The following is a 26,422-nucleotide window of genomic DNA, read 5'->3' as shown; positions in this document are numbered from 1 at the left end:
TCTGGCCTCGGCTGTCGGTTCTCCTTGGTTAACTCGGTTCTCGTGCGTTAACGACTGGGCGCGCGATCCGATCCGCGCAAATTGGGCTGGAGCCCTTGGCGTCACGGGGTGTTGGCGGGGAAGGAGGTCTGGGATGCCGCAGATCGCGAACAATGCCGCCGCAGGACCTGAACGGCCTGTCCGAAGCAGCGCAAAGCTGTTCCTGTGCGGCGACGTCATGCTCGGGCGCGGGATCGACCAGATCCTCGCCAATCCGGGTGATCCGCACCTGTACGAGCGCCACGTCAGATCCGCGACGACCTATGTCGAGCTTGCCGAACGCATCAATGGCCCAATCCCGAGAAAGGTCGACGATGCGTATGTCTGGGGCGATGCACTCGCCGAACTGGACCGTGAAGCTCCCGACGCGCGGATCATCAACCTCGAGACCAGCATTACCACCAGCCTGTCTTTGGCGCCCAAGGGCATCAATTACAAAATGAACCCCGCAAACATCGGCTGCCTGGCGGCGGCGCGGGTAAGCTGCTGCGTGCTCGCCAACAACCATGTGCTCGACTGGGATGAGCCCGGCCTCGTCGAAACCCTCGATACGCTCCGGCATGCCGGCCTCGCCTATGCCGGGGCCGGGCTTGACGCGGATGAGGCGGCGGCGCCTGCCGTAATCGAACTGGCCGGCGGAGGCCGCGTGCTCGCCTTCGGCTTCGCGCTCGAGACGAGCGGCGTTCCAGCTTCATGGGCAGCCGGAACCTACAAGCCAGGGGTCAACCTGCTGGCGGATGTTTCGGCCCGCTCGCTCGCGCAGATCGCCCGATCCGAGGAGGCCGTAAAACAGCCTGGCGACCTCGCGGTGGCCTCGATCCACTGGGGCGGCAACTGGGGCTACGAAGTCCCCACGGAAGAACGAGCGCTTGCCCATGCTCTCATCGATGTTGCAGGTTTCGACGTCGTGCACGGGCACTCCTCCCACCATCCCAAGCCGATCGAAATCCATAACGGCCGGCTGATCCTTTATGGATGCGGCGACTTCCTCACCGACTATGAGGGAATCACAGGCTACAAGATCTTTCGCGGTGGGCTTGCGCTGATGTACCTGCCGCGGCTCGCGATGCCTGAGGGCAGGCTCCTTTCGCTCGAGTTGGTGCCGTTCGAGCTCCGCAAATTCCGGCTAAACCGCGCCTCGCCCGAAGATGTCGCCTGGCTCGCGGCCGTGCTTGAGCGAGAGAGCTCGCCCTTCGGCACTCATGTGGCGCTCGATAACCGTCTCACTGTCCTTTGGTGAAGCTGGCAGCCTGCGATATCTAGCGTTCAAGCCGCTCAGGCCGGCCTCGGCCAAGCGCACCGTCGGCGCGGGCCTGCAGATAGGCGTAGATGTCGTCGATGTAAGGAGCGACGTTGGGGTCGTCGGCGAAGCCCTTCATCACTGAAGGGCCGCTGCGCACGCCGTCGCGAACGCTGCGCCGGAAGACCTCGATGCCGGGCAGCCGGTCGACAAGGGCCGAGGCGAACGTCGAGCCCATGCCGTCGGGACCATGGCAGTGATTGCAGCTGCCATGGTAGCGACGGAAGCCATTATAAGTCCGCGCATCGACCTTGCCGCCGACAATTTCGTAGAACTTGCCTGAAGCCAGCTCGGCTTGCGAAGACGCGGCGAAGGCCGCGCCAACCGAAAAGATGGCGACAGACGGGAGGACGAGCCACAGGGGCATCGTCTGTCGCCCACGTTGCAGGCTCATCCAGCGCCGTCGCAACGCGCATGCCCCCGGATCACTCGACCTTGGATCACTCGACCTTGGATCACTCGACCTTGGATCACTCGACGGCGGTCATCAGTCGACGGCGGGCTTCGGAGAAGAAACCACGATGCCGTCTATCGGTTGTGGGCTGACGACAAGCTTGCCGCCGACACGGGATATCTTGATGATCTGGTCCGACTCTCCCACCTTGCCCGGCACGGAGACCGCGACTATCTGGTTCTCGGTCAGTGTCGCCACGAAACGCACGGGCAAGCCAGCCTCGCCCTGCGCGATTGTGGTGACCACCCGATAGCCGTCCTCCTGAGGCGTATAATAGACGACACCAAGGAAGCCGGCGAGATCGATGCTTTCAGCCTTCATGGCTCCAAGCTCGTCGGCATGCGCGGGCATCGCCGCCATGCAGAGTGCTGCAAAAGCAATGTATCTATACATAATGCTGCTCCATCCCGAATTGTCCGGGTCGAGCCCGGCTTAACGTTTCAGCAATAGGCGGTCGCGCGCCGTGATAGTCGGCGCACGCAGGCAGAATTCTTGATTAATCCCCCCGGCTGCATCACAGTGGCGAAGGCCCGCGAGCCAGGAACGCGCTGAACCTCACTGGTTGTCACAGTTAAGTGTGACCTTATCTTCTGGGCGCGAGTATTTCACCGCCCGGGTGCTTGCGCATCCCCTGTTTGGGGGAGATAATCGGAATTTAAGCGATCGCTAACATTTGGACAGGCGAGAGCACCTGTGAGAGCGCGCTGCTTCCGCATCGGACGCGCTGTCGACATGCGGGGGGCCGTCGATGGCCAAGGCATTGTCGCATCATGATCTGTCGAAGCTGATCGGCTCAATCTACGATTGCGCACTCAACCCGGGGCTATGGGAACACGCGCTCGCTGGCATCAGGGATGCGCTCGATGCCCAGACTGCGGTCCTGCACCTTGACGACCTCGCCAACGACCGGCTGCTGATCTACAGGACCGTGGGAATAGAGCCATACTGGCTGGAGCAACAGGGGAAATATATCCCCGAGATCCACGCCCGGCTGCTCGAGGATCTCTCGACATGGCCTTCGCTCGATATGCCGCATGTGGTCTCACGCCATATCCCTCAAACCTACCTGGAGACCTCCCGATATTTTCAGGAGTACCTGAAGCCGCAAGGCCTGGTCGATGTCATGTCGTTCTTCCTGATCCACACCCCTACCCGTCTTGCCGGCTTCGCCGTTGCCCGACACAAACGGCAAGGCATTATCACCGAGCGCGAAATCAAGCTTGGCAGACTGTTGCTGCCGCATGTGCGCCGTTCGGTGATAATCAGCAACATGCTGGACATCGGCACTGTCGAGCGCGCAGGAATGGCCGAGGCGCTCGATGCGCTCACATGCGCCGTGGTCCTCACCAATGAACGTGGCGCCGTCCTGCACGCCAACCGCTCGGCCAAGCACATGCTGCAGAGCGGCGGACCGATCCAGGATGTCCGGGGCATTCTGCAAGCGAAGATCCCGTCGGCTTCCAGGGAGCTTCACAGCGCCATCATGCTTGCGGCTCAGGATGAGGTCAGCATCGGCAAGACAGGGCTTGCCGTCCTCCTCACCGAATCCGGCCTGCCGCCCGTCTTCGCCCGCGTGCTGCCGATGGCCGGCGGCGACCTGCGCGCCGGCATGGAACCCGCGGCGGTAGCCGCGGTGTTCATCGGCAATGCACCGGACGAGCATGACGCCGCCGGAATGCTGGCGAGAGCCTTTGGGCTTACGCTGGCCGAAACCCGTGTGCTCGCCAGCCTTGTGGCCGGGCACACCCTGGCCGAGACCGCCGCCAGCCTTCATATTGCCAACGCGACCGCCAAGACGCATCTCGACAATATCTTCCAGAAGACCGGCGCCTCCCGGCAGGCCGATCTGATGCGCCTTGTCATGCAGATCGTTCCGCCCGCGGGGCAGCCTGGTTCCTGATCACACTCATTCACCGTCTTGGATACAGGTATCCCACACCGCGGATCGTCTTGATCAGTTCCGGCTTGGCCGCGTCCTTTTCGAGCCGGCGGCGCAGCCGGGTGATGCGGCTGTCGATGCTTCGGTCGAACGGCTCGTCGCCCCTGGGCGGCGCCAGGTCGAGCAATTCGTCGCGACCAATGACCTGGCCGGCCCGGGTGGCGAAGGCCGCCACCAGATCGAGCTCCATCGGCGTCAGCGGAATGGCCACGCCGTCGGCGGCGATGGCGTCGGCCATACCCGCAACGGGACGCCGATCGTGATCTACGACCGCAAGGGGATCCAACAGGACGAGGCCGCGCGTGATATGTCGTTCGAGGCGGCGTGGGGTGCCGACGGTGCGCTTTGCGTCAGCCACACCAGAATACCCGACGTGCTCTCGATGGAGGGGCTGGCTGCGATCTGCCCGGATGTGCGGCAACAGCCGCGAACAGCGTGCGAAAGCCATGCCGGGGCGCTGATCCTCAACCGTTCAATCGACCTGCGAGCGGTCCAGGCGGCAGCGGAACAGTCATATCGCGAAAGGGTCTGCTGGGCTTATCGCAGTGCGCTCGTTCGATTGAGGCCACAAACGTCAGACTTTCCGCGCCACGCCCCCCACTTGCTTGGTGCGCTTGCCCGTGTCGACCTTGGCCCGCGCCTCCACCGCCTTCTCGATCTCCCGCTTCAGCTCATCTTTGATATCAGCCGTTTCGGCCATTAAAGCGTCGATCTTCATGAAATCGAGCACGCGGTATTTCGACACCGCCGGCCTGACCAGTATGTCCGGCTGGCATTGCCTCAGCTTGGCGGCGATGATCGACTGCATCATCAATTGCGTGGCGCCGAACATCAGATCGACGGAGGTCGGGTATTTGCGCCCGCTTTTGGTCGGCGCGCCAACGACGTCGACGGCGATGATGATATCGGCGTCGTGCTCGATCAGATCGAACGGCACCGGATTGTAGATGCCGCCGTCGATCAGCAGCCTGCCGTCGCGCATCACCGGGCGGAATACCGCGGGAATAGCCGCCGAGGCGGCAAGCGCCGAATGCAGGTCGCCGCCGCTAAGCACGGCGAGCTTATGGCCGAAGAAATCCGTGGCCGTCACCTTCAGCGGTATTTTCAGCTCGGCGAAGCTTTCGGGTATGGCGTCGGGCATGAATGCCTTGAGGATGCGCTCGACATTGAACTGGGTGACACGCAGCCCGCCCTGCAGCGCCTCGGCAAAGGTGCCTGGCCGCGCCCGCCACATGCGCGCCGCCACCTCGGCGCGGCGGCCGAGGATCGAGCGCATATAGTCGTGAATGTCGCTGCCGGCCATGCCCGAAGCCATGCCGGCGCCCATGATGGCGCCAATCGATGAGCCTGATATCGCGACCGGCCTGATGCCCAGCTCGTCCAGCGCCTCGATGACATGGATATGCGCCAGCCCGCGCGCGCCGCCGCCGCCGAAGGCGATGCCGAAGCTCGGGCTCATTACTCCTTGGCCTCGCCGTGCTTCGGCCCGACGATCATGATGGCCGGCTCGGCGGAGAGCAGTTTTTTCGCCGCCGCCTTGACCTGATCCAACGTCACCGCGTTGATGAGGGCGGCGCGGCGCTGCATGTAGTCGATGCCGAGCTTGTCGAGCTGCAGTTCGAGCAGCGTCGCGGCGATGGCGCCGGAGGAGTTCAGATTGTTGATGGCATAGGCGCCGATCAAGTATTTCTTGGTCGCCGCCAGTTCCGCTTCGGTCGGCCCCTCCTCGGCCATGCGCTTCACCACGTCGCGCACGACGGCAAAGGTCTCCGCCGCCCGGTCCGCGCGGGTCGCCGTGGTGATGGCCAGGGCGTTGGCGTGCTGGTGGTCGACCAGGTCGGAGCTGGCGCTGTAGGCCAGGCCGCGTTTTTCGCGCACCTCTTCAAACAGCCGCGAGGTGAAGGCGCCGCCGCCGAGGATCTCGTTCATCAGAACCGCGGCGAAGAAATCCGGCGCACTCCGCTTGACGCCGGGATAGGCGAGTTGCAGCGACGTCTGGGGCTGGTCGTAATTGACCTCGAGCTGCTGGTTGAGTTTCGGATCGACATCGGCGACGGGCGCGAGCGCCTGGTGTTGCGGCAGGCCGCCGAAGACCATATCGAGCTTTTTCTTCAACGTCTCGGCATCGATGGCACCGACCACCGCCACATGCAGACCATCGCGAGCGAAGTTCGCCTTGTGAAAGGCGATGAGATCGTCCGGCGTGATCGTGGCGATGCTTTGCCTGGTGCCCTGGTCGGGCCGCGCATAGGGATGGGTGCCGTATAGTGCCTCCAGCCATTTGCGCTGGGCGAGCGTGTCGGGGTCAAGCTCGTTAGCGATGATGCCGGACAGCACTTGCGCGCGGATGCGGTCGATTGGCGCCTGGTCGAAACGCGGCTCTGTGACCGCCAGCCGCAACAGGTCGAACGCTGCGTCGCGCTGCTCGGCCAGCATGCGCATCGAGCCGTAGGTGCCGTCGCGCGCCGCCTCGAAGCTCATCTCGGCACCGACGTCGTCCAGTTTTATCTGGAAGGCCTCGCTGTCAAGATCGCCGGCGCCCTCGTCGAACAGGCCGCTCATCAGATTGGCAAGCCCTTCCTTCCCAGCGGGATCCTGCGTCGTGCCGCCGTCGAAGACGAAGCGGATGGCGACCAACGGCACGGAATAGTCCTCAACCAGCCAGGCGGTGATGCCCTTTGGCGACGTCACCTCCTGGATGCTCATGGCCGCGCGAGCGGTGAGTGACGGCAGGATGAGGAAGAATAGGGAGAGGAGCAGGGTGAATAGAGGGGTGGCGCGCGACCTTCCCTTCTCCCCTTGTGGGAGAAGGTGGCCGAGCGAAGCTCGGTCGGATGAGGGGTGTTCCAGCTTGGCACCGATGGCGCTCCGGCCAACACCCCTCATCCGTCTTGGCGCTTCGCGCCAATCCACCTTCTCCCACAAGGGGAGAAGGCAAAACGCGCCGCTATGCTGATTCCTCATCAAATCAATTCCCCGCCTGTGTCTGCGGCAAGAGATAGCCTGATGTCGAATGGTTGAGATTGAGATAGCGCGCTGCAACGTCCCTGACTTCGTCGGCGGTGACCCTGCGGATGCGGCCCGGCCATCCCTCGACATCCCTGACGCTGCCGCCGGTGGCGAGCGTCGCGCCGTAGATGTTGGCCATCGAATCCTGCTTGTCGCGGGCGAAGATCATCGAGCGGACGAAACGATCCTTGGCCTTCTCCAGTTCGCCTGACGTGACGCCGTCCTTGGCGATGCGGGCGACCTCGGCCTCGACCGCCGCCTGGACATCGGCCAGCTTGGCGTCGCCGCGCGGCGCGCCATAGACGGTGAAGTTGGTGGCATCGAGCATGGTGCCCTGGAAGAAGGCGCCGGCCTCGGCGGCGATGCCCTGCTTGACGACAAGCTGCTGGTGGAGCCGGCTGCGGCTACCGCCGCCGAGGATCTCCGCCAGCAAGTCCAGCGCTTCCGCTTCGCCCGGCTTTGCAGTGTGATAGGAGGGAACCACCCATTGCGTCGAAAAGTTCGGCACACTGACACGCGCGTCAGTGAGCGTCACCGTGCGCCTGGTGTTCTGCTCGGGTTCGACCGGACGGATGCGCGGCGGCAGGTCTGGACCACGCGCAATCTTGCCATACGTCTTTTCGGCCAGCGCCTTGACCACCTCCGGGTCGACATCGCCGGCCACCACCAGCACGGCGTTGTTGGGCGTGTAATATTTGTCGTAGAAAGCCTTGGCGTCGGCGCGGTTCAGCTTCTCCATCTCCTGCATCCAGCCGATCACCGGAATGCGATAGGGCTGGTTCTGCCACAGCGTGGCGTCGACCTCCTCGCCGAGCACCGCCTGCGGATTGCTGTCGATGCGCGAGCGGCGTTCCTCCAGGATCACGTCGCGCTCGGTGGCGATGACATTGTCGTTGAGGATGAGGTTGCGCATGCGATCAGCCTCGAAATCCATCATCTGCTCGAGCGCCTGCGGCACCACCGTCTCGTAAAACGCGGTGTAGTCATAGGAGGTGAAAGCGTTGTTCGAACCGCCGATCGCGGAGACGGCGCGGTCGAACGCGCCGGCGGCGTGATTGGTCGTCGCCTTGAACATCAGATGCTCGAAGAAATGGGCGATGCCGGACTTGCCGGGCGGCTCATCCGCGCTGCCGATCTTGTACCACACCATATGGGTGACGATCGGCGCCCGGTGATCGGGAATGACGACAACCTCCATGCCGTTGTCTAGCAGGAAATTCGTCACCTTGCCGTCGTCCGGCTTGTTGTCGGCCAGCACCGGGCCGGTCATCACGAGAGCCAGCGCCAAGAGCGTTCCGCGCAGCCATTCAGCCTGAGGTGTCATCAATGGCTCCGGTTGTCATGGGCGGGACGATAGGCGGGGATGGCGATACAGGCAAAGTGATTTGTTCGTCATTTTCGCGCGCAAAGGAGGCCGAACTCAGGCGGCTTCGATGAAGCGGATAACCGTCTCGCCATAGCTGCGCTCATCGACAACCGAAAAGCCCGGCCCTGCCTCGAACGGCGCCGCTGCCGCCTCTTCGACGACGCAGAGCGCGCCGGGGGCGAGCCAGCCGCCGGCCTTGGCCGAGCGCAAGGCACGCTCACCCAGTCCCTTGCCATAGGGCGGATCGGCGAACACCAGGCCGAACGCGGCCATCGTGCCCGCGTCGCCCAGAGCCGTAGCGTCGCGACGGAATATCTTGGTACGCCCGGTGAGGCCGAAGGCCTCGACATTGGTGCGGATCAGGCCGCGCCCTTCCGCCGATTCTTCGATGAAGACGCCATAAGATGCGCCGCGTGACAGCGCCTCGAGTCCGAGCGCGCCGGTGCCGGCGAACAGGTCGAGCACGCGCGCGCCGATCAGCCTGTCGGGGAAGCGATGCGCCAGCACGTTGAAGACAGCCTCGCGGGTGCGGTCGGTGGTCGGGCGGATGGCGCTTGAGCGGGGCGTCGCCAGCGGACGCCCGCGAAACTCACCGCCGACGATCCGCATTGCCTCCCCTTGATCCCTTGGGGCCGCTGCGCGGCCGGTCGCCGCCTTTGCCGCTATCACTGCTGCCGGAATATGGGCGTTCGCCATGCGGCTTGCCGAACGGCTTTGCCCCTCCGGGTTTGGCCGGCTTGCCGTAAGACGGCTTGAATGAGGCCTTGCGTTCCTTGGCTTCGGCCGCCTTGGCGGCATCGGCGTCCGCCCTGCCCTTGCCGATCGGCCGCGCGCCCGGCGCCATCCAGACGTTGGCCTTGCGCTGGCCCGGCGGCTCGATCGGACGCTGCTCGCGTTCGGACTTTTTCCCGCCGCCCGGTTTTCCGCCAAAGCCGCCCGGCCCGCTACGTTCAGACTTGGGGCCGCGATCGCCAAAGCCGCCGCGTTCAGGCCCGCTGCGTGATTTTGGGCCACGCTCACCAAAGCTCTTTTCCGGCCCAAAGCTTCTGCCGGGACTTGTCGACAGCTTGCCCAGCGCCTCGTCGCGGCTGCCTTCGCGGCGTTTGCGGTTCTTGATCAATCCGCCTTCGCCGATCGGGCGGCGTTCGCCGTCGCGGGTGAATTTCGGCCGCTCAGGTTCCTCTTCCCGCACCGCTTCGCGCCGCACCGGCCTGTTGGAAAACGGCTTGGTGATGTCAGCGTCGAAATTCGCGCCGGACTCCTCGACCAGGCGTTCGCCGAGCTGGTCGCGCAGCACCCGGCCCTTGATCTCCAGCACATGACCCTCCGGCAGGTCGTCGAGCTGGAACGGTCCGTAGGAAATGCGGATCAGTCGCGTCACGTCGAGGCCAAGCGAGCCCAGTATGTTCCTGACTTCGCGGTTCTTGCCTTCGCGCAGGCCGAGCGTCAGCCAGGCGTTGGTGCCTTGCTCGCGGTCGAGCGTTGCCTCGATGGCGCCATAGAAGACGCCGTCGACGGCAATGCCTTCGCGCAAGCCGACGAGCGCACTTTCCTCGACCTTGCCGTGGACGCGCACGCGGTAGCGCCTGAGCCAGCCGGTCGCCGGCAGTTCGAGCACCCGCGCCAGTCCTCCATCATTGGTGAGCAGCAGCAGGCCTTCGGTGTTGATGTCGAGCCGGCCGATGGTCATCAGCCGCGGCAGGTCGGCCGGCAGCACGTCGAAGACGGTCTTGCGGCCCTCGGGATCACGGTTGGTGGTGACGACGCCGGCCGGCTTGTGGAACAGGAACAGCCGGGTGCGCTCGATCGGTGGGATCTCCATGCCGTCGAGATGGATGATGTCGCCAGGCATAACATTGAAGGCGGGCGAGGACAGCACCCTTCCATTGACCTTGACGCGGCCGGCCGCGATCAGCTCCTCGGCATCGCGGCGCGAGGCAAGGCCGGCGCGGGCCAGCCGCTTGGCAATGCGCTCACCAGCCTCTTCCGTCGCTTCGGCGGGACGCGGGCGAGGCTTGAAGCCGCCGGCCGATGCCCCTTGGTGCCGATCACGGGCAAAATCGCGCTTGGGGCGATCACTGAAGTCTCCCTTGGGACGGTCGAAGCGCCTTTCGCCGCGCTCGCCTGCGGCAGCTGCCGGCCGGTCACCGCGTGGCGCATAGGGCTTGCGCGGACCTTCGCGTTTTTCGTAAGGCTTGCCTTCCGGACGCGGCCCTTTGCTGAACGGCCTGTCGCCGGCTTTGAAGTCGCGCGTCGGCCGCTCGCCTTCGGCGGTCATCGGGCGATCGCCGCGTGGCGCATAGGGTTTGCGCGGCCCCTCGCGCTTTTCATAAGGCTTGCCTTCAGGGCGCGGCCCCTTGCCGAACGGCCGGTCGCCACTTTTGAAGTCGCGCTTCGGCCGCTCGCCGTCAGCCGCCATCGGGCGGTCGCCGCGCGGGGCGTATGGCTTTTTCGCGCCGAAGGACGGCTTACCGCCCTTGCTGGCAGCGGTATCACGACCACGCGGGCCCGACGGTTTCGGGCCGTTCTTGCGGGGACCCTTTTGGCGCGGGAATTTCTTGTCTTTGTCGTCCATGTGGCTTTTGCTCGTTTGCACTACAGCGCCGCGCGTCCGTACGGACGCGCAAAGGACGCTGTAGGACTTTGATTTGGCGCATGATCCCTTCCGAAACCGATTCCGGTTTTCGGGGTCATGCGCTAGATAACAGGATCACGCCGGAGTAGCGAGGAGATAATAGGAATGGAAACCGCTTGAAGCGGCCGGATTTCATGGCGCTGGCGCTGAAGGAGGCCGAAGCCGCCGCCTTGCGCGGCGAAGTGCCGGTCGGCGCGGTCATCGCCAGCGGCGATATGGTCGTTGCCAGCGCCGGCAACCGCACCCGCGAGCTTTCCGACCCCACCGCCCATGCCGAGATGCTGGCGATCCGCGAGGCCTGCCGCAAGCTGTTGAGCGAGCGGCTCACCGGCCATGATCTCTATGTGACGCTGGAGCCCTGCGCCATGTGCGCCGGCGCCATTTCCTTCGCCAGGTTGCGCCGGCTCTATTTCGGCGCCGCCGACGAGAAGGGCGGCGCCGTGGTCAACGGCGTGCGCTTCTTCGCCTCACCGACGTGCCACCATGTGCCAGACATCTATCCAGGCATGGCCGAAAACGACGCCGCGCTGCTCCTAAAGGATTTTTTCAGAGAGCGACGCGAACCGTAGCGTCGACGGATTTCCTAAAGCGCGTCGCGTTTGACCGGCCTAATGCGACGCGCTTTAGGTTGCTGTTTTATGCATGTCGTTATCGCAAAACCGCTGCACACTTTTGCGCTACATGCATTAGCGCCGGCAGCTTACCACGGCAGCCAGTCGAACATGCCGCCGCTCTTGTTCTTGGCGGCCGCTTCCTTCTTGAGGCGGCGTTCTTTCTTGTATTCGTCCTCGCCGAGGTCGTCCACCGGCGCGGTGGCGGCAGCGGCGCGGTATTGCACCGGCGGCTCGCTGAGATATCTGCGGGTGTTCGGATCACCCTGCTTGGCTTCGGCGAGGCGACGCTTGACCTCGGCGGCGCGGCCCTTGTCCGAATCCGCGGGCGTCCAGGCCGGCGGATGACTGGAAGCCGACTGCGCCATCGCAGTCTTGACCGCCGACGGATCCGTCTGGACGTCATCGACGATCTGCGCCTGGTAGTCCGGATCGTCCTGATGGAGCGTCGCCTCGGCGCGCAGGCGAGCGCGGCGTTGCTCGGGCGATTCCGGCCAATCGGCGCTTGCCGTCGCGATGCTTTCCTGCGGCGGCGGCAGTTCCTTCTGACCCGGCGCCGGCTTCACCAGTTCGGGGCGCGGCTTGTAGTCGATCTTTTCCTTGTTCTTCGGCATGACTGTAAAAGCGCTGGTGAGATCGCCGGCAAGCTGGGCGGAGGCGGTCTTGTCGGTCCCGTAGGTCGGCGAGCCCATGCAGCCGGACAGGGCCAGGCCGGATACGACAAGCGGCGCCAGCAGCGCAACGCGCGCGCAAGTTCTTTCGGTCATGGCAAAAAGTCCCACTCTAGCAGCCTCTCGATCGCCACCGGCCAAAGGCCCGGTCCCCCATCGCTTATGCTTCCGACGGAAATCCGGCGACAATTTGTCGGCCGGAGTTTCGCGTGTTTACCTCAACCACTCGTTAAGGGCAACGAGCGGGGGCTGATCAGCCGCCCGCCGTGGCATTTGTGCACCGCCTTATATACGACCAAGCGCCTTCAATTCATGCAGGACCGCCGCGTCCCGCGCCGAAACGTCGGGGAATTCCTCGTCCTGCCCGACATCGGCCGTGTAGCGCCATGAGCGCGCGCATTTGACTAGGCCCCGGTCCTCGGCCTTCTCGACCACCACGGCGACGCCCTTGACGTCGTCCAGCGTGAAGGCACCAGAAGGCGCGTCGCCATGCGCAATGACCAGATCGCTGGTGATCGCCATTTCGGCCATGTCGACATCTGATATCGCCGCTTCGAGCGCCGCATCGTCGAGCATGACGACCGGCACCGCTTCCAGCGACGAGCCGATGACCTTCTGGGCACGTGCGATCTCCAACGCGCCGGTGACGACACGGCGGACCTGCCGCACCTTGCGCCATTTTTCCGCCAGCGCCTCGTTCTTCCAGTCGGACGGGATTGGCGGGAACTGGTCGAGATGCACCGAGACGGCGTCCGGATGGCGGTCGAGCCAAGCCTCCTCCATAGTGAAGGGCAGCATCGGCGCCAGCCATTTCACCAGGCAGTCGAACAGATGGCGTACCACCTGCACGGACGCCTTGCGCTTTACGCTGGACGGCGCCTCGCAGTAGAGCGCGTCCTTGCGGATGTCGAAATAGAAGGCCGACAGCTCGACCACCATGAAGTCGAGCAGCGTGCGGGTGATGCGCTTGAACTCGAAGGCGTCGTAGCCCGCGCGCACGACTTCATCGAGTTCGGAAAGCCGGTGCAGCATCAGCCGCTCCAGCTCCGGCATCTTGTCCAGCGGCACGTCCTCGCCATCGTCATGGGCAAGCGTGCCCAGCATCCAGCGGATGGTGTTGCGCAGCTTGCGGTAGGCGTCGACATTGGTCTGCAAGACGTTCTTGCCGAGCCGCTGATCCTCCCAGTAGTCGGTCGTCACCACCCATAGCCGCAGGATATCGGCGCCCGACTGTTTGATGACGTCCTGCGGCACCACGGTGTTGCCGAGCGACTTCGACATCTTGCGCCCCTCCTCGTCCATGGTGAAACCATGGGTGACGACGGTGTCGTAAGGCGCCCTGCCCCTGGTGCCGCAGCTTTCAAGCAGCGAGGAGTGGAACCAGCCGCGATGCTGGTCGGAGCCTTCGAGATAGACGTCGGCCGGCCATTTCAGGTCAGGACGATCCTCCAGGGTGAAGACATGGGTCGAGCCGGAATCGAACCAGACGTCGAGGATGTCCATCACCTGCTGCCATTTCGAGGCATCGTGGTTGCCGAGGAAACGCTCCTTGGCGCCGGCCGCAAACCAGGCGTCGGCGCCTTCCTTCTCGAAGGCGTCCATGATGCGCTGGTTGACCGCCTCGTCGCGCAGGACATTGCCGTCGGCATCGGCGAACACGGCGATCGGCACGCCCCAGGCGCGCTGGCGCGACAGCACCCAGTCGGGGCGCTCCTCGATCATGGCGCGGATGCGGTTCTGGCCGGCGGCCGGCACGAAGCGGGTGTCGTCGATGGCCTTCAAGGCACGGCTGCGCAGCGTCGTGCCGTCGCCGAGCTCCTTGTCCATAAAGACGAACCATTGCGGCGTGTTGCGGAAGATGATCGGCTTCTTCGACCGCCACGAATGCGGATAGGAATGCTTCAGCCGGCCGCGCGCGAACAGCGCGTTGCGCTTGATCAGCTCGTCGATGACCGCCTGATTGGCATTGCCCTTCTTGCCGTTGTCGTCGATGACGCGGGCCGCACCGCCCTCGCGGTCCGGGCCGAAGCCCGGCGCATCCTTGGTGAAGAAGCCGGCGTCGTCGACAGGGAACGGGATCGCCGTGTCGATGCCGCGTTGGCGCAGTTCCGATGCAGCGTCCGTCCAGGCATCGAAGTCCTCGCGACCGTGACTGGGCGAGGTGTGAACGAAGCCGGTGCCGGCATCGTCGGTGACGTGGTCGCCGGCGAGCATTGGGACGGGGAATTCGTAGCCGCCATTCAAATCTTTGAAGGGATGAGAAAGTGTAAGGCTTCCAAGCTCTTCGGCCGAAATGCTACGGAAGCGATTCATCGTCACTTTGGCTTTGGCCGCAGCCTCGTCCGCCAACGCGTCGGCAAAGATCAGTCTTTCGCCAGGCTGCGGGCCGAAAGCATTCTCGGCCGCAGTGACCTCGTAGAGGCCATAGTTGATGCGTGGCGAATAGTTTACGGCGCGGTTGCCGGGTATGGTCCACGGCGTGGTCGTCCAGATGACGACATGGGCCTCCAGCAAGTCCAGTGACGTCTGCGTCAGTTTTGGATCCAAGGCCGGCTGCCCATCTTCGACGTTGGTGACCTGACGAGCGAGGCTGACGACCGGAAACTTCGCCCAGATCGTGTCGCTCTCATAGTCCTGGTATTCGACTTCAGCCTCGGCCAGTGCGGTGCGCTCGACAACGCTCCACATCACCGGCTTGGAGCCGCGATAGAGCTGGCCCGACATGGCGAATTTCAACAGTTCGCCGGCGATGCGCGCCTCGGCATGGAACGCCATCGTCGTATAGGGATTGTCGAAGTCGCCGACGACACCGAGCCTCTGGAACTCGCCGCCCTGCACCTTGATCCAGTGCGCGGCGAACTCGCGGCATTCCTTGCGGAACTCGTTGACCGGGACCTCGTCCTTGTTCTTGCCCTTGGCGCGGTATTGCTCCTCGATTTTCCATTCGATCGGCAGGCCGTGGCAATCCCAGCCGGGCACATAGTTCGAGTCGTAGCCGCGCATCTGGAACGAGCGGGTGATGACGTCCTTGAGAATTTTGTTCAGCGCATGGCCGATATGGATGTTGCCGTTGGCGTAGGGCGGGCCGTCATGTAGCACGTATTTTTCGCGGCCGGCGGCGTTTTCGCGCAGCTTGCGGTAAAGGTCCATCTCCTGCCAGCGCTTGACCAGCAGCGGCTCCTTCTCGGGCAAGCCGGCGCGCATCGGGAAATCCGTCTGCGGCAGATAAAGCGTTTTGGAATAGTCGATCGTTTCAACAGTGTCGGTCATTGGGGTATCGGTCATTGGTCTGCCATATGCATTGCCCGGCAAAAGAGCCCGGACGTTGAACTATCATGATCTGGAAAAAGCGCGAGAGGCCGCGCGCAAAATTCCCGGCGGCTCCGGCGGCGCTCAAGCCGTCCGGAACACCGGGCTCGTAATTCGTATCGCAATCGCGAGAGGGCGCGAAACGCTCGTCATGGCCGGGCTTTTAGCCGAGACAGGCGATATTGAAAAGCCCGAACTCTCGGTGCCTTCATTGCAGCTAATGACGTCATAATGCATCCGGCCGATAGGCGATTGCCGGGCTAAGCACTCACATCGAGAAATCGAAGCGATAGGTCGTCGATACGCCGATCATGAACTGATCTCTGGAGCCGCGCTCCTTGACCAGGCTGGAATCGGCCGCCGGGCCCGTCAGGCGTGAATATTCGCCGAACAGGCTGGCCGTCATCGGCTCGGTCACTTTCCAGGTCACCGCGCCGCCGAAGCCCGCCGACTTCACGCCGCCGCCCGGACGGTATCGGCTGAGGCCCGAAGCCGCGGCTTCCTCGGCGTTGACGCCGTAATAGGCGTCGAAATAGTCTGACGAGGCAAACGAGACGCGCGGCCCGCCCGAAATTCTGACGTCGGGCGTCACATCATAGAATGCGTCGGCGGCGATGTCGGCGACAAAGCCGCTATGGGCGCGAATGCCGCGCCGCAATTCGGCGCGGGCGCGCAACCAGTCAAAAGGATAGAATTCGAAGAAGCCGCCGGCTTCGCCACCCCAGCGCACCGGGTCGAGGCCTTTCAGCTCGTCGGCGTCGTCACCATCGCGCGAAAACAGCAATTTTCCGGTCAGGCCGGCGCGGAGGCCGCCGTCGTCGATCAACGCCAGCGAAATGTTGTCGTTGCGCGAGGTGAAGCGGGCCGCAGGACCGGCCTTGCCGAGCGAGATGATCGGCTGGGCGCTGAGCAGGTACTTCTTGCCGCCCTCAAAGTTCGGCGCGACCATGCCGGTGGCGCCGACCGTCAGATACCAGTCGCCGGACAGCCAGCCCAAAGCGCCCTCGCCGGCTTCGGCGGCACCGGGCGCGCACAGCACGAAGCTGGCCAAGACCACCTGAAACACCCTGACAGAACGCATCGTCACTCCATACGCACGAAACGCCGGCGGGAACAACCGGCCTGGCCAAGAGCCATGGCGCCGGTTCAGTAAACTTTGATTTAAATTCGAAACGCTGCCTCGCTTTTTTGGCGTGCGTCCGGTGCAAGCTGCTCGCTGGACGGGCAAGGCCTTCGGCGCTACCCTCCCAAATCGGCAAGATGCCAGGCGACCTCGATGGAGACGGCGGCAATGACCCTGCAAGGCGATGCTTTAAAGGATGCGATTGGTCAGACGCGGGCGAAATGGGGATGGTTCGTCGGGCTCGGCGTGCTGCTGCTGATCCTCGGCGGCATCGCATTCGGCAATCTGTTCATCGCCACGGTCGCCTCGGTCTATGTCGTCGGCTGGCTGATGCTGATGGCCGGAATCATCGAGATCATGCATGCTTTCGGCGTGAAGACATGGAGCCGGTTCTTCTACTGGCTGCTCAGCGGCCTTCTCTATGCAGTCGCCGGGTTCTTCGCCTTCTATAATCCGCTGCTGGCGTCGGCGGTGCTGACCTTCCTGCTGGCGGTCGCCCTTCTCGCCTCTGGCGTGCTCAGGGCCTGGGTCGGGTACAAGCACAGACCGGAAAAAGGCTGGGGCTGGCTGGTGGCGGCCGGCGTCATCAGCGCGCTGGCAGGCCTGGTCATCGCTATGGGCTGGCCAGTCAACAGCGTGTGGGTGCTGGGGCTGTTTCTCGCCGTCGACCTGATCTTCCAGGGCTGGGCCTTCATTGCGGTCGGCCTGGCGCTAAAAAAATAAGCTCAAAAAGCAATGGCCGCGTCGAGATCGGAAAGCGGGCGGACGCCGGCAAGCAGCGCCCTCGCCTCGACCTCGTCGCGCTTCATCTGCGCGACCAGCGCGTCGAGCCCGTCGAACTTCACCTCAGCGCGCAGGAAACCAAAGAAGGACACAGCGCAAATCTCGCCGTAGAGATCGCCGGAGAAGTCGAAGACGAAGGTTTCCAGAAGCGGCGCGCCGTTGTCATCGACGGTCGGGCGGCGGCCGAAGCTGGCAACACCCTCATGAAGCGTGCCGTCGGCGCGACGGAAGCGGACGGCATAAATCCCTTCCTTCAGAGTGGCTTCCGGCGAAAGCCTCATATTGGCGGTTGGAAAGCCGAGCGTCCGGCCAAGCTGCTGGCCGCCGATCACCTCGCTGTCGACTGTGAAGCGGTAGCCGAGCAGGCCGGCGGCCTCGGCCACCGCGCCTTCGCACAGCAGCGCGCGGATCCGGCTCGACGACACCACCTCGGCGCCCTCGTCGCGAAACGCGTCAACCAGGGTGACGCCGAAGCCGTGGCGTTCGCCGGCCGCCATCAGATAGGCCGGGCCGCCTTGCCTGTCCTTGCCGAAGTGGAAGTCGAAGCCGGTCACTGCGTGACTGATGCCGAGGTTCCTGTCCAGCACGTCGGTCACGAACGCTTCCGCCGACAATGCGGCGAAGTCGCGCGTGAACGGCTGTTCGACGAGTGCGGCAAAGCCTAGACACGATAACAGCCGTGCTTTCATCGGCGGCGGCGTCAGCACGAACAGCGGTATCTCAGGCCGGAACACCTTTCTCGGATGCGGCTCGAAGGTCAGCACCAGAGCCGGCACGCCGCGCCGGCGGGCCTCGGCAAGCGCGCGCTCGAGCACCGCCTGGTGGCCGCGGTGCACACCGTCGAAATTGCCGATCGCCACCACGCCACCCCGCAAATGGGCCGGCAGCGGCGAGATTGCAGAAACGCGTTCGAAGGCTTCCGTCATCGAGCGACCCTACTGCAGTCTCGGAATGACCGCGACCGGCCGGTAGCCGTGCCTTTCCAGAAAGGCAATTAGCCTGGCCGGATCCGGTCGTAGCGGATCGCCGTAGTCGCGGGCATGGATGCCGCCCGACACGTAGAGCACGTCGAAGCCGTTGTCGGCAGCGCCTTTGATGTCGGTCATCATGCCGTCGCCGATGGCCAGCACGTCCGAGCGCTCGACCGTGCGGCCGAGCAGGTCGGCGATCTCCTTCATCGCGACATCATAGACCGGGGCATAAGGTTTTCCGGCGATCAGCGTCCGCCCGCCGAGCTGGGCATAGTCGCGAGCCAAGGCCCCGGCGCACCAGATCATCCGCTCGCCGCGCTCGACCACGATGTCGGGATTGGCGCAGATGAAGGGCAGGTTCCTGGCGCGTAGCCGCCGAAGAAGATCGGCGTAGTCCTCCGGCTTCTCGACCTCGTCGTCGAACAGCCCGGTGCAGACCACGCCGGATGCCTCGAACTCCTCGACGAGTTCGACGTCAAGACCGTCATAGAGCGTGAAATCGCGGTCGGCGCCGATATGGAAGATCTTTCGCGGGCCCTCGATGATCAGGTCGCGGGTCACGTCACCGGAGGTGACGATACGGTCATAGGCCGCAGAAGGAACGCCGATCGCATTCATCTGCGCCACCACATCGGCGCTGCGCCGCGGCGAATTGGTGATCAGCACCACAGGTATCTTCGCTTCGCGTGCGGTCGCCAGCGCCAGAGCGGCGGCCGGAAAATGCCGTTCGCCATTGTGGACCACGCCCCAGACATCGCACAGGATGGCAGAATAGGCTGCAGACAAATCCGCGAGCGAGCCGATGATATCGGGCGAATCCGCCATATCGTTTCCCAGGTCATGATGGTTGCGAGCGCCGCCGCCGACGATCCGCAGCGACCGGACCGCATTAACCGAAGCTCTTCACCCTGTCACCAGCTTTCGCTGCGTTCAGCATGCCGCCCAGCAATGAAGGCATAATCGCAAAGCACAAAAATTTTCGTTTCCAAAGCTTTAGCCGATTCCGGAGGCTCGGCGGCGATCCCGATCGCGGGCGGCATTGGCCCCAGCGGCGGCGTGGTTAACGAGCTTTGAAAAAGTGTGTCGATCTTGGACATATTTTAGCAATCTGAAATTTAAGGATTGGTGGCATCATTCGCCGACAAAGGGGTTCTGGCGGGGTGCTGACGGCAATGATCCGAAAATTCGGTAGGGACCGGCGTGGCAACTATACGCTGATGACGGTCATCACCATGGTGCCGCTCATGGGCGGCTTGGCGCTCAGCGTCGACTACTCGGAACTGCTCCGCCAGAAGAACGCTACGTTGAATGCCCTGGACGGCGCCGGCCTCGCTACCGCTCATAAGATCGTCTCCGGCGCAAGCGACGCCGACGCCAAGGCCTATGCCAAGACTTTCTTCGAAGCCAATCTCGGCCCTGTCGATCCGGCCAATACGTTGCTTACCGTCACCCTGCCCAACAGCAATGCGGGTGGCGGCACGTTGAAGCTCTGCAGCGCCCTGACGTATCGCCCCTATTTTCTGCCGGCCGCCGCTATGCTGATGGGCGGCGGGACCACCAGCCATACAACCTTCACGGCGTGCTCGGAAATCCGCCTCAAGAACACGCTGGAAGTAGCCCTTGTGCTCGATAATTCCGGCTCGATGAATAATCTGGGTTCCGGCACCGGGGCGAAGCGAATAGACCTGCTGAAGACTGCCGCCAAGCAGCTTGTCGATACGCTGGCGCTGCAGGCACAGCAGATGAAGCAGGTCACGAAACCGGTGCAGTTCTCCCTGGTGCCGTTCGCTGCTTCGGTCAATGTCGGTCCCACCCATGACCAGGATAGCTGGATGGACCAGGACGGCATCTCCCCGATCCAGCACGAGGATTTCGACTGGACGAAGATGACCCCCGCCAACGATCCGGACAAATACGCTGAGAAGCTCAACGGCGTCTGGTACAAGCGCGGCGCCGGCTGGGGCGAAACGAAGGACCAGCCGCTGACCCGCTTCAGCCTTTACGCCGACATCACGGTCGAGTCCGGCCGCGAAGAAGTGCCTAACACGAAACAGTATATCTGCGACACCTATAACAAAAAAGGCAACTGCAGCAGCGGCCACTGGACCACTCCGGAATATATCTACACCACTAGTCGCTATGCAAGCTGGCAGGGTTGCGTCGAGGCGAGGCCGCACCCGTATAATAATGACGATACGACGCCGAACACCGCCACGCCTGCCACGCTGTTCGTGCCGATGTTTGCGCCGGACGAGGCTGGCACCCTCTGGCTCGATTTCAACCGCGACGGCGCTAACGACGTGACCTATCTGTCCTATGGTTACGGCAACAACTGGTGGGCCGACTGGCCCTACACCGCAAATCCGACCGCATCCGAGCGGCAGTCGGACATGCGCAAATATTTTCTGATCAAGCCGTACGGTTCGCAGTCGGCTGCCTCGGGCGACGGCCCGAATTCGTCCTGCACGACCAACCCGATCACGCCGCTCAAAGACGTGAGCCAGATTGCCCAGAAAGACGAGATCAAGAACGCCATCGACGCCATGGCGCCGAACGGCAACACCAACGTGCCGGAAGGCCTTGCCTGGGGCTGGCGGACGGTGTCGAGCAACGAACCTTTCACCGAGGGCCGGCCGAACACCGAAAGGGGCAACGACAAAGTGGTGATCGTGCTGACTGACGGCGCCAATACCTACAGCGCCGTCAGCGACAGCGGCTATGCCAACAACAGGTCGACCTATGCCGCTTACGGCTACACCGGCCTGACATATCCGGGCTCTGGAAGCGTGACGCGCCTGTTCATGAACACGAGCACGGACATCGGCAAGACCACCTATACCGGCGCCAACTACACCGCCGCGCTGGACGAGCAGATGCAGACCCTTTGCGCCAACGCGAAGAGTTCGAACATTCTCGTCATGACCGTCGCGCTCGACCTGTCGACCACCGATGCCGGCGATAAGAAAGCGCTCGACGCGCTGAGGGCATGCTCGTCGGACTCGCGCTTCCGCATGGATCCCACCGATCCGACCAAACCGGCCAAGCTGTTCTGGAACGCGACCGGGGCGACGCTGTCGGACAATTTCAAGGAAATCGCCAACGAATTGTCGAACCTGCGCATCGTCGGCTGACATGTAAGCGGCGATGCGACGGGCTGGCGCAATGGCTTGCGCTGTCATGCTCTTGCGCCTGCGGACTAGCGAGGGCACTTGGAGCGTTCGCCTGACCGTGCACATCGGATGGAGATCATCGGGAGGCGCGGAGTCGCCATCCGGAGATGCACCTGTGCCCGAAGCCGCCAATCATCTCGCCTTCGCGCTGGTCTGCCTCGGCATGGTGCTGACGCCTGGCCCGAATATGATCTATCTGATCTCGCGATCGCTGTCACAGGGGCCGAAAGCCGGCCTGATCTCGCTCGGTGGCGTGGCGCTCGGCTTTGTCTTCTACGTGTTGTCGGCGGCATTCGGCATCACCGCGCTGCTGCTTGCCGTGCCTTACGCCTATGATGCGCTGCGCTTTGCCGGCGCCCTCTACCTTTTGTGGCTTGCCTGGCAAGCAGTCAGGCCAGGCGGACGCTCGCCGTTCCAGGTCCGGGAACTGCCGAAGGACAGGCCGCGCAAATTGTTCGCCATGGGCCTGATGACCAATCTGCTCAACCCGAAGGTGGCGGTGCTTTATCTTTCGCTGCTGCCGCAGTTCATCAGCCCCGGCAAGGGCCACGTGCTTTCGCAGCTTCTGGTGCTCGGCACCACGCAGATTGCGATCAGCCTCACCGTCAACGCGATCATCGCGGTTACGGCCGGCTCGATCGCCGTCTTCCTCGCCGGCCGACCGCTATGGCTGGTGATCCAGCGTTGGATGATGGGCACGGTGCTGACCGCACTGGCCCTGAAGATGGCAACCGACGCGCAGCGTTAACTAAGAGCATCGGACCCAAAAGTGGGTACCGGTTTTGGGAGAATCCGATGCTCAAACGAAAAGAGAGAGCGGCGGCACCGCCGCCGTAGCCTACATCGGCCGCCGGTCCTGCTGCGCCCGCTCCGGTTCGACCACCCTGCGATAGAGGTGCCACGTCGCATGGCCAAGCACGGGCATGACGACGGCGAGCCCGGCAAACAGCGGGATCGAGCCGATGACCAGCAGCACGGCCACCATCAGGCCCCACAGCGCCATCTGCAGCGGATTTATCATCACCGCCCGTGCCGATGTCTCGATTGCCGAGACCGCGCCGACATCGCGGTCGAGCAGCAGCGGGAAAGCGACGACGGTCGTCGCCAGCACGATCGCGGCGAAGACGAAGCCAGCCGCATTGCCGAGCAGGATCAGCGTCCAGCCTTTGGGCGTTGTCAGCACCTCGCGCAAAAAGCCGCCGATCGAGGCGGGCGGCTGATTGCCGAACAGGCCGGTGTAGATCGATTGCGCGGTGTACAGCCAGAGCAGGAACAGTGCCACCAGCATGACGCCGATGACTGCGATCGCCGGCAGCGCCGGCGAGTGGCGCACGTCGAGCGCGTGCCACCAGGACGTGTCCATGCCGAGTTCGCGGCGGCGGCTGATCTCGTAGAGGCCGATCGCAGCGAAGGGTCCAAGCAGGGCGAAGCCGGACATCAGGGGATAGAGGAGCTGGATGGCGTTGGAGCCGGATGTCGTCCACTGCGCCAGGATCAATCCGACCACCGGATAGATCAGGCACATGAACACGTAATGCGATGGCTTTGCCCAGAAATCCTCGACGCCGAGCCGTAGCACATCCATCAGGTCTGCCGTGGTGATGCGGCGCACCGTGGGCTGCACGTGCATTCCACGCGCGTCCGACATGACATGAAAGCTGGCCATAACCATTCTCCCGTGTGTCGGGGCGGCCACCGCCAGGATGGCCGCCCGTAGCTGCCATTTCAAAAGCGATGGCATAATAGCCGAATTCGATGTGATTGTCGCGAATCGGGTGGTGTCGGAGCAAGCACCGCGCGGCACAGGGCGCGTCCGTGCCGCGCGGCTGGCGTGTGCTAGTCTAGGCACCAAATCGTTCAATCACCTCGGCCATCGGAATGTGGCCAAGGCAGGCACCCGAACCCGCCGGCTTTTCGCCATCCTCGATGGCCTGCGCATACCGCACGTCCGGATCGCTTTCGATCCGGCCGCGCAACGCCGCCAGCTTGGGGTAGGAGGCGCCGTCGACCGCCTTGTGGAACTCCGCCCAGCGTGCCACGCCAATCAGAGTGGTATCCGCCAGCGTCAGGCGATCGCCGACCAGAAAGTCCGTGTCGACGATCATCGCCTCAAGCCGGTCATGGCGTTCGGCAACGGCCTTGCGGCCAAAGTCGCGCAAGGTCGCCAGCAGGACCGGCTCGGCCGATTCCATTTCATATGCAGCCCAGAGCGGGGTGAAAGCGGCGGTGAAACCGGTGTTCACGAAAGCCATCAGCTGATGCATCCGGTCGGCTTCCGGCGAGCGAGGATCGAAGCTGATGCGACGTTGCGTGTCGCGGGCTTCGAGCCAAGCGGCAATCGCCATGGTCTCGGTGAGCACTCTGCCTTCGTCCGTGATCAACACCGGCGTTTCCTGACGGCCGTTGATGCTGGCATAGGCGTCGTTCTTCATTTCGGTGAGCATGTCGACGCGACACAGGCGGTAAGGCTGTCCGAGGCGTTCAAAAGCAGCGACAAGCCCCATCGAACTTCCCGCCGGGACGCCGTAAAGGAGGATAGGTTCCATTTCTTTGTCTCTTCCATGTTAGGGATCACGCTGCGCAGCGAAGCTTGACCCTAAACGCTGGTCGTCCCATGTAAATTACGCACTATTCTGTAACCAGGGACCCGCCATGAAAGATGTCGTCTCACGCTGCCCGATCGAAGAGACCATGCGCGTGCTCAGCGGTCGCTGGCCCACCTTGCTGCTCTACTATCTCAAGGACGGGACCAAGCGCTTCAGCGATCTGAGGCGTGACAACCCGACCGTGTCGCACCGCATTCTGGCGCTGGAACTGCGCAAGCTGGAAGAAGCCGGGATTGTGCGGCGAACTGCGCATGCCGGCTATCCGCTACGCGTCGACTATGAGCTCACGGCGCCCGGCCTCAAGCTTGTGCCGCTCATCGACGCCCTGGGCGACTGGTGGGAAGATACCGAGGACGATCGGGCCGGCCAGATTTCATCGACGCCGGAAACCAGGCTCGTCAAGGCGGCCTGACCAGTGGTGAAAACCTGACGCCTGCTACCCGAGGCTGGACACCGCTTTGGGTGGGATTTGCCGTCCGGGCCTAGCGCCAGAAGCCGTTATTGCCGAGCAAATACTCTAACGTCGCGTTCTGGGCCACAAGCGGACTTGCGGCTTCGAGGCTCGGAATGTCAGAAGCGGACATTTTAGTGCCCTGCGTGCATCGACGTGAACTGACCCCTCTCGGACCTTCCCTAAATGCAAGATGACGAGCAGGTATTCTGACCCCCAATCCCGACCCTTGACAGCCAAGTGCAATATGCGCCAGCTGCTTCTTCGGTCGTTACAAGCCGTTGACACGATATGAATCAGCATTGTTGGGCGGTAGCCTGAGGATTGAAGCCGATATGCGCTTCGCTGAAATGTCTAATGCGACTCCGTCATGATCTTCCGGCCCCGTCGAGCGACGTTGCCAAAGCCGGTGACGCCGAGGTGATGAGGGCAGGCTAGATCAGTGCAGCAGATCCGCCCGGCGACTTTTCTTTTTGCGGCACGAGCCCTGCGCGACATGGGCGACGGCTTCGTGGCAATTCTGTTGCCGGTCTATCTCTTGGCATTAGGCTTCGCGCCTCTGCAGGTCGGCATCATAGCAACCGCATCGCTGCTCGGTTCAGCGCTCATGACCATCGCCGCCGGACTCCTTGGTGCCCGACACGATCACCGCCAACTCCTGCTTGCCGCCGCCAGTCTGATGGTCGCCACAGGTGTGGCCCTTGCTGTGGTCCACGACTACGCGCTGCTTTTGGTGATCGCCTTCGCAGGCACCATCAACCCGTCGGCCGGCAGCGTCAGCGTATTCGTGCCTTTAGAGCATGCCGTGCTCACGCGCGAAGTCACTGATGCTGCCCGGACTAAAATGTTCGCGCGTTACAGCCTGGTGGGTGCGCTCGCAGGCGCGGTTGGCGCGCTTGCTTCGGCGACACCTGATCTTCTGGCTCCAGCCGGCTTCGACCAACTCACCGGCATCAAGGCGATGTTCGTGCTCTATGCATTTCTGGGCCTGCTCGGCGGCCTTATCTACGCGCGGATCCCGCAGCGCCGTCCAGCGTCGGACTCCGGCACCGCGTCCGCGCTCGGCCCCTCGCGCAATATTGTGTTCAAGCTCGCGGCCCTTTTTAGCCTTGATGCCTTCGCCGGCGGCTTCGTCGTCCAGTCGCTGCTTGCCCTGTGGCTTTTCGAAACATTCGACCTGTCGCTCTCGGAAGCGGGCTTTTTCTTCTTCTGGTCCGGCGTACTTTCGGCGTTCTCATTCCCCGTTGCTGCTTGGCTGTCCCGGCACATCGGGCTCATCAATACGATGGTGTTCACTCACATTCCGTCCAGCATTGCTCTGATGTTGGCGGCGCTTGCGCCCACGCTGCCTCTGGCACTCGCCCTGCTGTTGATCCGCGCTGCGCTTTCGCAGATGGACGTCCCGACGCGATCGTCTTACGTCATGGCCGTCGTCACGGAGGCAGAGCGGGCGACGGCCGCGAGCTTCACATCTGTCCCGCGCAGCCTAGCCGCCGCAGCCAGTCCCGCCTTGGCGGGCGCTCTGTTCGCTGCCTCGTTCCGGGCATGGCCCCTCCTGATCTGCGGTGCCCTAAAGATCATTTATGACCTGCTGCTGCTGATGCAATTCCGGCACCTCAAGCCGCCAGAGGAACGGTGATACAGTGTTGTCGGTTGGGGGTGTGTTATACTAGGACGGCTCGACTGATCAGGCCGGGCCGCGGCCTTGTAAAAGCGGCACGAGCCATCAGGGCTGTTCATCCGCGACAATCTCGCATGCATTCGGCTCCCGGAAATGGGTGCACCCGGCGAAGAACGGGTGTTGTCATGCATGAAAGCCCCGCCAGCTCGCACTGTTGCCCTGCGGAAACCGGATCAGCGAATTGTCCCCGCGATACATCCATGCACGAGCCCGATAAACGGAGCCCATATAGTCGGTATCCGGCTTGCCTGCCGCGACGCGGGCGGGGCGTGAGGAAGTTCACCTCAAATTGCTCTTCGGAAAC

General features: G+C 63.4%; 25 protein-coding genes and 1 pseudogene. 10 read left to right on the top strand and 16 right to left on the bottom strand.

Going from position 1 to position 26,422, the window contains the following annotated elements:
- Positions 1-133 precede the first annotated feature (133 nt).
- A complete protein-coding gene (locus ACWTU7_RS05375) occupies positions 134-1,279 on the top strand; it encodes a CapA family protein (protein ID WP_455838036.1) in 1,146 nt (381 codons plus the stop codon).
- 19 nt (positions 1,280-1,298) lie between these two features.
- Here the strand turns inward: ACWTU7_RS05375 and ACWTU7_RS05370 are convergent, their stop codons facing one another.
- Both ACWTU7_RS05370 and ACWTU7_RS05365 read right to left on the bottom strand, forming a co-directional pair.
- Complete coding sequence (locus tag ACWTU7_RS05370) at positions 1,299-1,706, bottom strand: c-type cytochrome (protein ID WP_455838035.1); 408 nt, start codon at positions 1,704-1,706, stop codon at positions 1,299-1,301.
- 120 nt (positions 1,707-1,826) lie between these two features.
- A complete protein-coding gene (locus ACWTU7_RS05365; RefSeq protein WP_455838034.1) occupies positions 1,827-2,186 on the bottom strand; it encodes a hypothetical protein in 360 nt (119 codons plus the stop codon).
- A 355-nt stretch (positions 2,187-2,541) separates the two neighbouring features.
- On the opposite strand from ACWTU7_RS05365, the gene ACWTU7_RS05360 reads away from it, so the two are divergent.
- On the top strand, positions 2,542-3,693 hold the full coding sequence (locus tag ACWTU7_RS05360) for a helix-turn-helix transcriptional regulator (RefSeq protein WP_455838033.1): 1,152 nt from the start codon (positions 2,542-2,544) through the stop codon (positions 3,691-3,693).
- Positions 3,694-3,703: 10 nt separating this feature from the next.
- Here ACWTU7_RS05360 and ACWTU7_RS05355 read toward each other — a convergent pair whose 3' ends face one another.
- A complete protein-coding gene (locus ACWTU7_RS05355) occupies positions 3,704-3,970 on the bottom strand; it encodes a winged helix-turn-helix domain-containing protein (protein WP_455838032.1) in 267 nt (88 codons plus the stop codon).
- A gap of 21 nt (positions 3,971-3,991) precedes the next feature.
- On the opposite strand from ACWTU7_RS05355, the pseudogene ACWTU7_RS05350 reads away from it, so the two are divergent.
- A pseudogene (locus tag ACWTU7_RS05350) lies at positions 3,992-4,039 on the top strand (hypothetical protein); the annotation flags it as partial.
- Between the two features lie 267 nt (positions 4,040-4,306).
- Here the strand turns inward: ACWTU7_RS05350 and ACWTU7_RS05345 are convergent.
- From ACWTU7_RS05345 to ACWTU7_RS05325, 5 genes are all read right to left on the bottom strand, one after another.
- Positions 4,307-5,191, bottom strand: a complete 885-nt coding sequence (locus ACWTU7_RS05345; protein WP_455838031.1) for a patatin-like phospholipase family protein — start codon at positions 5,189-5,191, stop codon at positions 4,307-4,309.
- Positions 5,191-6,438 (bottom strand): M16 family metallopeptidase, encoded by a 1,248-nt coding sequence (locus ACWTU7_RS05340; RefSeq protein WP_455838030.1) that lies wholly within the window; start codon positions 6,436-6,438, stop codon positions 5,191-5,193. The genes ACWTU7_RS05345 and ACWTU7_RS05340 overlap by 1 nt, the downstream gene beginning before the upstream one ends.
- A 262-nt stretch (positions 6,439-6,700) precedes the next feature.
- Complete coding sequence (locus tag ACWTU7_RS05335; RefSeq protein WP_455838029.1) at positions 6,701-8,065, bottom strand: M16 family metallopeptidase; 1,365 nt, start codon at positions 8,063-8,065, stop codon at positions 6,701-6,703.
- 96 nt (positions 8,066-8,161) lie between these two features.
- Positions 8,162-8,716, bottom strand: a complete 555-nt coding sequence (gene rsmD, locus ACWTU7_RS05330) for a 16S rRNA (guanine(966)-N(2))-methyltransferase RsmD (RefSeq protein ID WP_455838028.1) — start codon at positions 8,714-8,716, stop codon at positions 8,162-8,164.
- Positions 8,697-10,682 (bottom strand): pseudouridine synthase, encoded by a 1,986-nt coding sequence (locus ACWTU7_RS05325; protein ID WP_455838027.1) that lies wholly within the window; start codon positions 10,680-10,682, stop codon positions 8,697-8,699. The genes rsmD and ACWTU7_RS05325 overlap by 20 nt, the downstream gene beginning before the upstream one ends.
- A 176-nt stretch (positions 10,683-10,858) precedes the next feature.
- Here ACWTU7_RS05325 and ACWTU7_RS05320 point away from each other — a divergent pair, with 176 nt between their 5' ends.
- A complete protein-coding gene (locus ACWTU7_RS05320) occupies positions 10,859-11,311 on the top strand; it encodes a nucleoside deaminase (RefSeq protein WP_455838026.1) in 453 nt (150 codons plus the stop codon).
- Between the two features lie 131 nt (positions 11,312-11,442).
- Here the strand turns inward: ACWTU7_RS05320 and ACWTU7_RS05315 are convergent, their stop codons facing one another.
- Entirely contained in the window at positions 11,443-12,120 is a 678-nt protein-coding gene (locus ACWTU7_RS05315) for a hypothetical protein (protein ID WP_082982516.1), read from the bottom strand.
- Between the two features lie 189 nt (positions 12,121-12,309).
- The gene (ileS, locus tag ACWTU7_RS05310) at positions 12,310-15,294 is read right to left on the bottom strand and encodes an isoleucine--tRNA ligase (protein ID WP_455838025.1); all 2,985 of its coding nucleotides are present in this window, start codon (positions 15,292-15,294) and stop codon (positions 12,310-12,312) included.
- A gap of 55 nt (positions 15,295-15,349) precedes the next feature.
- Between ileS and ACWTU7_RS05305 the strand changes: the two genes are divergently transcribed.
- A complete protein-coding gene (locus tag ACWTU7_RS05305; RefSeq protein ID WP_455838024.1) occupies positions 15,350-15,565 on the top strand; it encodes a hypothetical protein in 216 nt (71 codons plus the stop codon).
- Between the two features lie 36 nt (positions 15,566-15,601).
- On the opposite strand, the gene ACWTU7_RS05300 is transcribed toward ACWTU7_RS05305, so the two are convergent.
- Positions 15,602-16,414, bottom strand: a complete 813-nt coding sequence (locus ACWTU7_RS05300; RefSeq protein WP_455838023.1) for a MipA/OmpV family protein — start codon at positions 16,412-16,414, stop codon at positions 15,602-15,604.
- Positions 16,415-16,624: 210 nt separating this feature from the next.
- Here ACWTU7_RS05300 and ACWTU7_RS05295 point away from each other — a divergent pair, with 210 nt between their 5' ends.
- Positions 16,625-17,179 (top strand): HdeD family acid-resistance protein, encoded by a 555-nt coding sequence (locus ACWTU7_RS05295; protein WP_029354161.1) that lies wholly within the window; start codon positions 16,625-16,627, stop codon positions 17,177-17,179.
- Between the two features lie 2 nt (positions 17,180-17,181).
- Here the strand turns inward: ACWTU7_RS05295 and ACWTU7_RS05290 are convergent, their stop codons facing one another.
- The 3 genes from ACWTU7_RS05290 to ACWTU7_RS05280 form a co-directional block, all read right to left on the bottom strand.
- The gene (locus tag ACWTU7_RS05290) at positions 17,182-18,165 is read right to left on the bottom strand and encodes a bifunctional riboflavin kinase/FAD synthetase (protein WP_455838022.1); all 984 of its coding nucleotides are present in this window, start codon (positions 18,163-18,165) and stop codon (positions 17,182-17,184) included.
- Between the two features lie 9 nt (positions 18,166-18,174).
- Positions 18,175-19,035 (bottom strand): TIGR01459 family HAD-type hydrolase, encoded by an 861-nt coding sequence (locus ACWTU7_RS05285; protein ID WP_455838021.1) that lies wholly within the window; start codon positions 19,033-19,035, stop codon positions 18,175-18,177.
- 86 nt (positions 19,036-19,121) lie between these two features.
- Positions 19,122-19,307 carry a hypothetical protein gene (locus tag ACWTU7_RS05280; RefSeq protein ID WP_065009659.1) on the bottom strand — a complete coding sequence of 62 codons (186 nt, stop codon included), beginning with the start codon at positions 19,305-19,307 and terminating at the stop codon, positions 19,122-19,124.
- Between the two features lie 75 nt (positions 19,308-19,382).
- Here ACWTU7_RS05280 and ACWTU7_RS05275 point away from each other — a divergent pair, with 75 nt between their 5' ends.
- The gene (locus ACWTU7_RS05275) at positions 19,383-21,341 is read left to right on the top strand and encodes a pilus assembly protein TadG-related protein (RefSeq protein WP_455838020.1); all 1,959 of its coding nucleotides are present in this window, start codon (positions 19,383-19,385) and stop codon (positions 21,339-21,341) included.
- Between the two features lie 154 nt (positions 21,342-21,495).
- The gene (locus ACWTU7_RS05270; RefSeq protein ID WP_287330990.1) at positions 21,496-22,128 is read left to right on the top strand and encodes a LysE family translocator; all 633 of its coding nucleotides are present in this window, start codon (positions 21,496-21,498) and stop codon (positions 22,126-22,128) included.
- Between the two features lie 90 nt (positions 22,129-22,218).
- Here the strand turns inward: ACWTU7_RS05270 and ACWTU7_RS05265 are convergent, their stop codons facing one another.
- Together ACWTU7_RS05265 and ACWTU7_RS05260 are read right to left on the bottom strand one after the other, a co-directional pair.
- Positions 22,219-23,046: a DUF2189 domain-containing protein gene (locus ACWTU7_RS05265; RefSeq protein WP_455838019.1), complete on the bottom strand. Its 828-nt coding sequence runs from the start codon at positions 23,044-23,046 to the stop codon at positions 22,219-22,221.
- 175 nt (positions 23,047-23,221) lie between these two features.
- Positions 23,222-23,926, bottom strand: coding sequence for a glutathione S-transferase family protein (locus ACWTU7_RS05260; protein WP_455838018.1), 705 nt, complete (start codon positions 23,924-23,926; stop codon positions 23,222-23,224).
- A gap of 106 nt (positions 23,927-24,032) precedes the next feature.
- Here ACWTU7_RS05260 and ACWTU7_RS05255 point away from each other — a divergent pair, with 106 nt between their 5' ends.
- Positions 24,033-24,398 carry a winged helix-turn-helix transcriptional regulator gene (locus ACWTU7_RS05255; RefSeq protein ID WP_287382263.1) on the top strand — a complete coding sequence of 122 codons (366 nt, stop codon included), beginning with the start codon at positions 24,033-24,035 and terminating at the stop codon, positions 24,396-24,398.
- A gap of 481 nt (positions 24,399-24,879) precedes the next feature.
- Positions 24,880-26,076: an MFS transporter gene (locus tag ACWTU7_RS05250; protein ID WP_455838017.1), complete on the top strand. Its 1,197-nt coding sequence runs from the start codon at positions 24,880-24,882 to the stop codon at positions 26,074-26,076.
- Positions 26,077-26,422 lie beyond the last annotated feature (346 nt).

The organism is Mesorhizobium sp. BHscii (genome assembly GCF_053848065.1).
This window is presented reverse-complemented; position numbering and strand designations above follow the sequence as displayed.

Excerpts from the sequence above, each read along its gene's own strand:
- ACWTU7_RS05280 (WP_065009659.1), bottom strand. The coding sequence starts at position 19,307 with ATGTCCAAGATCGACACACTTTTTCAAAGCTCGTTAACCACGCCGCCG.
- ACWTU7_RS05255 (WP_287382263.1), top strand. The coding sequence starts at position 24,033 with ATGAAAGATGTCGTCTCACGCTGCCCGATCGAAGAGACCATGCGCGTG.
- ACWTU7_RS05370 (WP_455838035.1), bottom strand. The coding sequence starts at position 1,706 with ATGCCCCTGTGGCTCGTCCTCCCGTCTGTCGCCATCTTTTCGGTTGGC.
- ACWTU7_RS05300 (WP_455838023.1), bottom strand. The coding sequence starts at position 16,414 with ATGCGTTCTGTCAGGGTGTTTCAGGTGGTCTTGGCCAGCTTCGTGCTG.
- ACWTU7_RS05315 (WP_082982516.1), bottom strand. The coding sequence starts at position 12,120 with ATGACCGAAAGAACTTGCGCGCGCGTTGCGCTGCTGGCGCCGCTTGTC.
- ACWTU7_RS05335 (WP_455838029.1), bottom strand. The coding sequence starts at position 8,065 with ATGACACCTCAGGCTGAATGGCTGCGCGGAACGCTCTTGGCGCTGGCT.
- rsmD (WP_455838028.1), bottom strand. The coding sequence starts at position 8,716 with ATGCGGATCGTCGGCGGTGAGTTTCGCGGGCGTCCGCTGGCGACGCCC.
- ACWTU7_RS05295 (WP_029354161.1), top strand. The coding sequence starts at position 16,625 with ATGACCCTGCAAGGCGATGCTTTAAAGGATGCGATTGGTCAGACGCGG.
- ACWTU7_RS05290 (WP_455838022.1), bottom strand. The coding sequence starts at position 18,165 with ATGACGGAAGCCTTCGAACGCGTTTCTGCAATCTCGCCGCTGCCGGCC.
- ACWTU7_RS05260 (WP_455838018.1), bottom strand. The coding sequence starts at position 23,926 with ATGGAACCTATCCTCCTTTACGGCGTCCCGGCGGGAAGTTCGATGGGG.
- ACWTU7_RS05275 (WP_455838020.1), top strand. The coding sequence starts at position 19,383 with ATGATCCGAAAATTCGGTAGGGACCGGCGTGGCAACTATACGCTGATG.
- ACWTU7_RS05345 (WP_455838031.1), bottom strand. The coding sequence starts at position 5,191 with ATGAGCCCGAGCTTCGGCATCGCCTTCGGCGGCGGCGGCGCGCGCGGG.
- ACWTU7_RS05265 (WP_455838019.1), bottom strand. The coding sequence starts at position 23,046 with ATGGCCAGCTTTCATGTCATGTCGGACGCGCGTGGAATGCACGTGCAG.
- ACWTU7_RS05285 (WP_455838021.1), bottom strand. The coding sequence starts at position 19,035 with ATGGCGGATTCGCCCGATATCATCGGCTCGCTCGCGGATTTGTCTGCA.
- ileS (WP_455838025.1), bottom strand. The coding sequence starts at position 15,294 with ATGACCGACACTGTTGAAACGATCGACTATTCCAAAACGCTTTATCTG.
- ACWTU7_RS05355 (WP_455838032.1), bottom strand. The coding sequence starts at position 3,970 with ATGGCCGACGCCATCGCCGCCGACGGCGTGGCCATTCCGCTGACGCCG.
- ACWTU7_RS05365 (WP_455838034.1), bottom strand. The coding sequence starts at position 2,186 with ATGTATAGATACATTGCTTTTGCAGCACTCTGCATGGCGGCGATGCCC.
- ACWTU7_RS05360 (WP_455838033.1), top strand. The coding sequence starts at position 2,542 with ATGGCCAAGGCATTGTCGCATCATGATCTGTCGAAGCTGATCGGCTCA.
- ACWTU7_RS05340 (WP_455838030.1), bottom strand. The coding sequence starts at position 6,438 with ATGAGCATCCAGGAGGTGACGTCGCCAAAGGGCATCACCGCCTGGCTG.
- ACWTU7_RS05325 (WP_455838027.1), bottom strand. The coding sequence starts at position 10,682 with ATGGACGACAAAGACAAGAAATTCCCGCGCCAAAAGGGTCCCCGCAAG.
- ACWTU7_RS05375 (WP_455838036.1), top strand. The coding sequence starts at position 134 with ATGCCGCAGATCGCGAACAATGCCGCCGCAGGACCTGAACGGCCTGTC.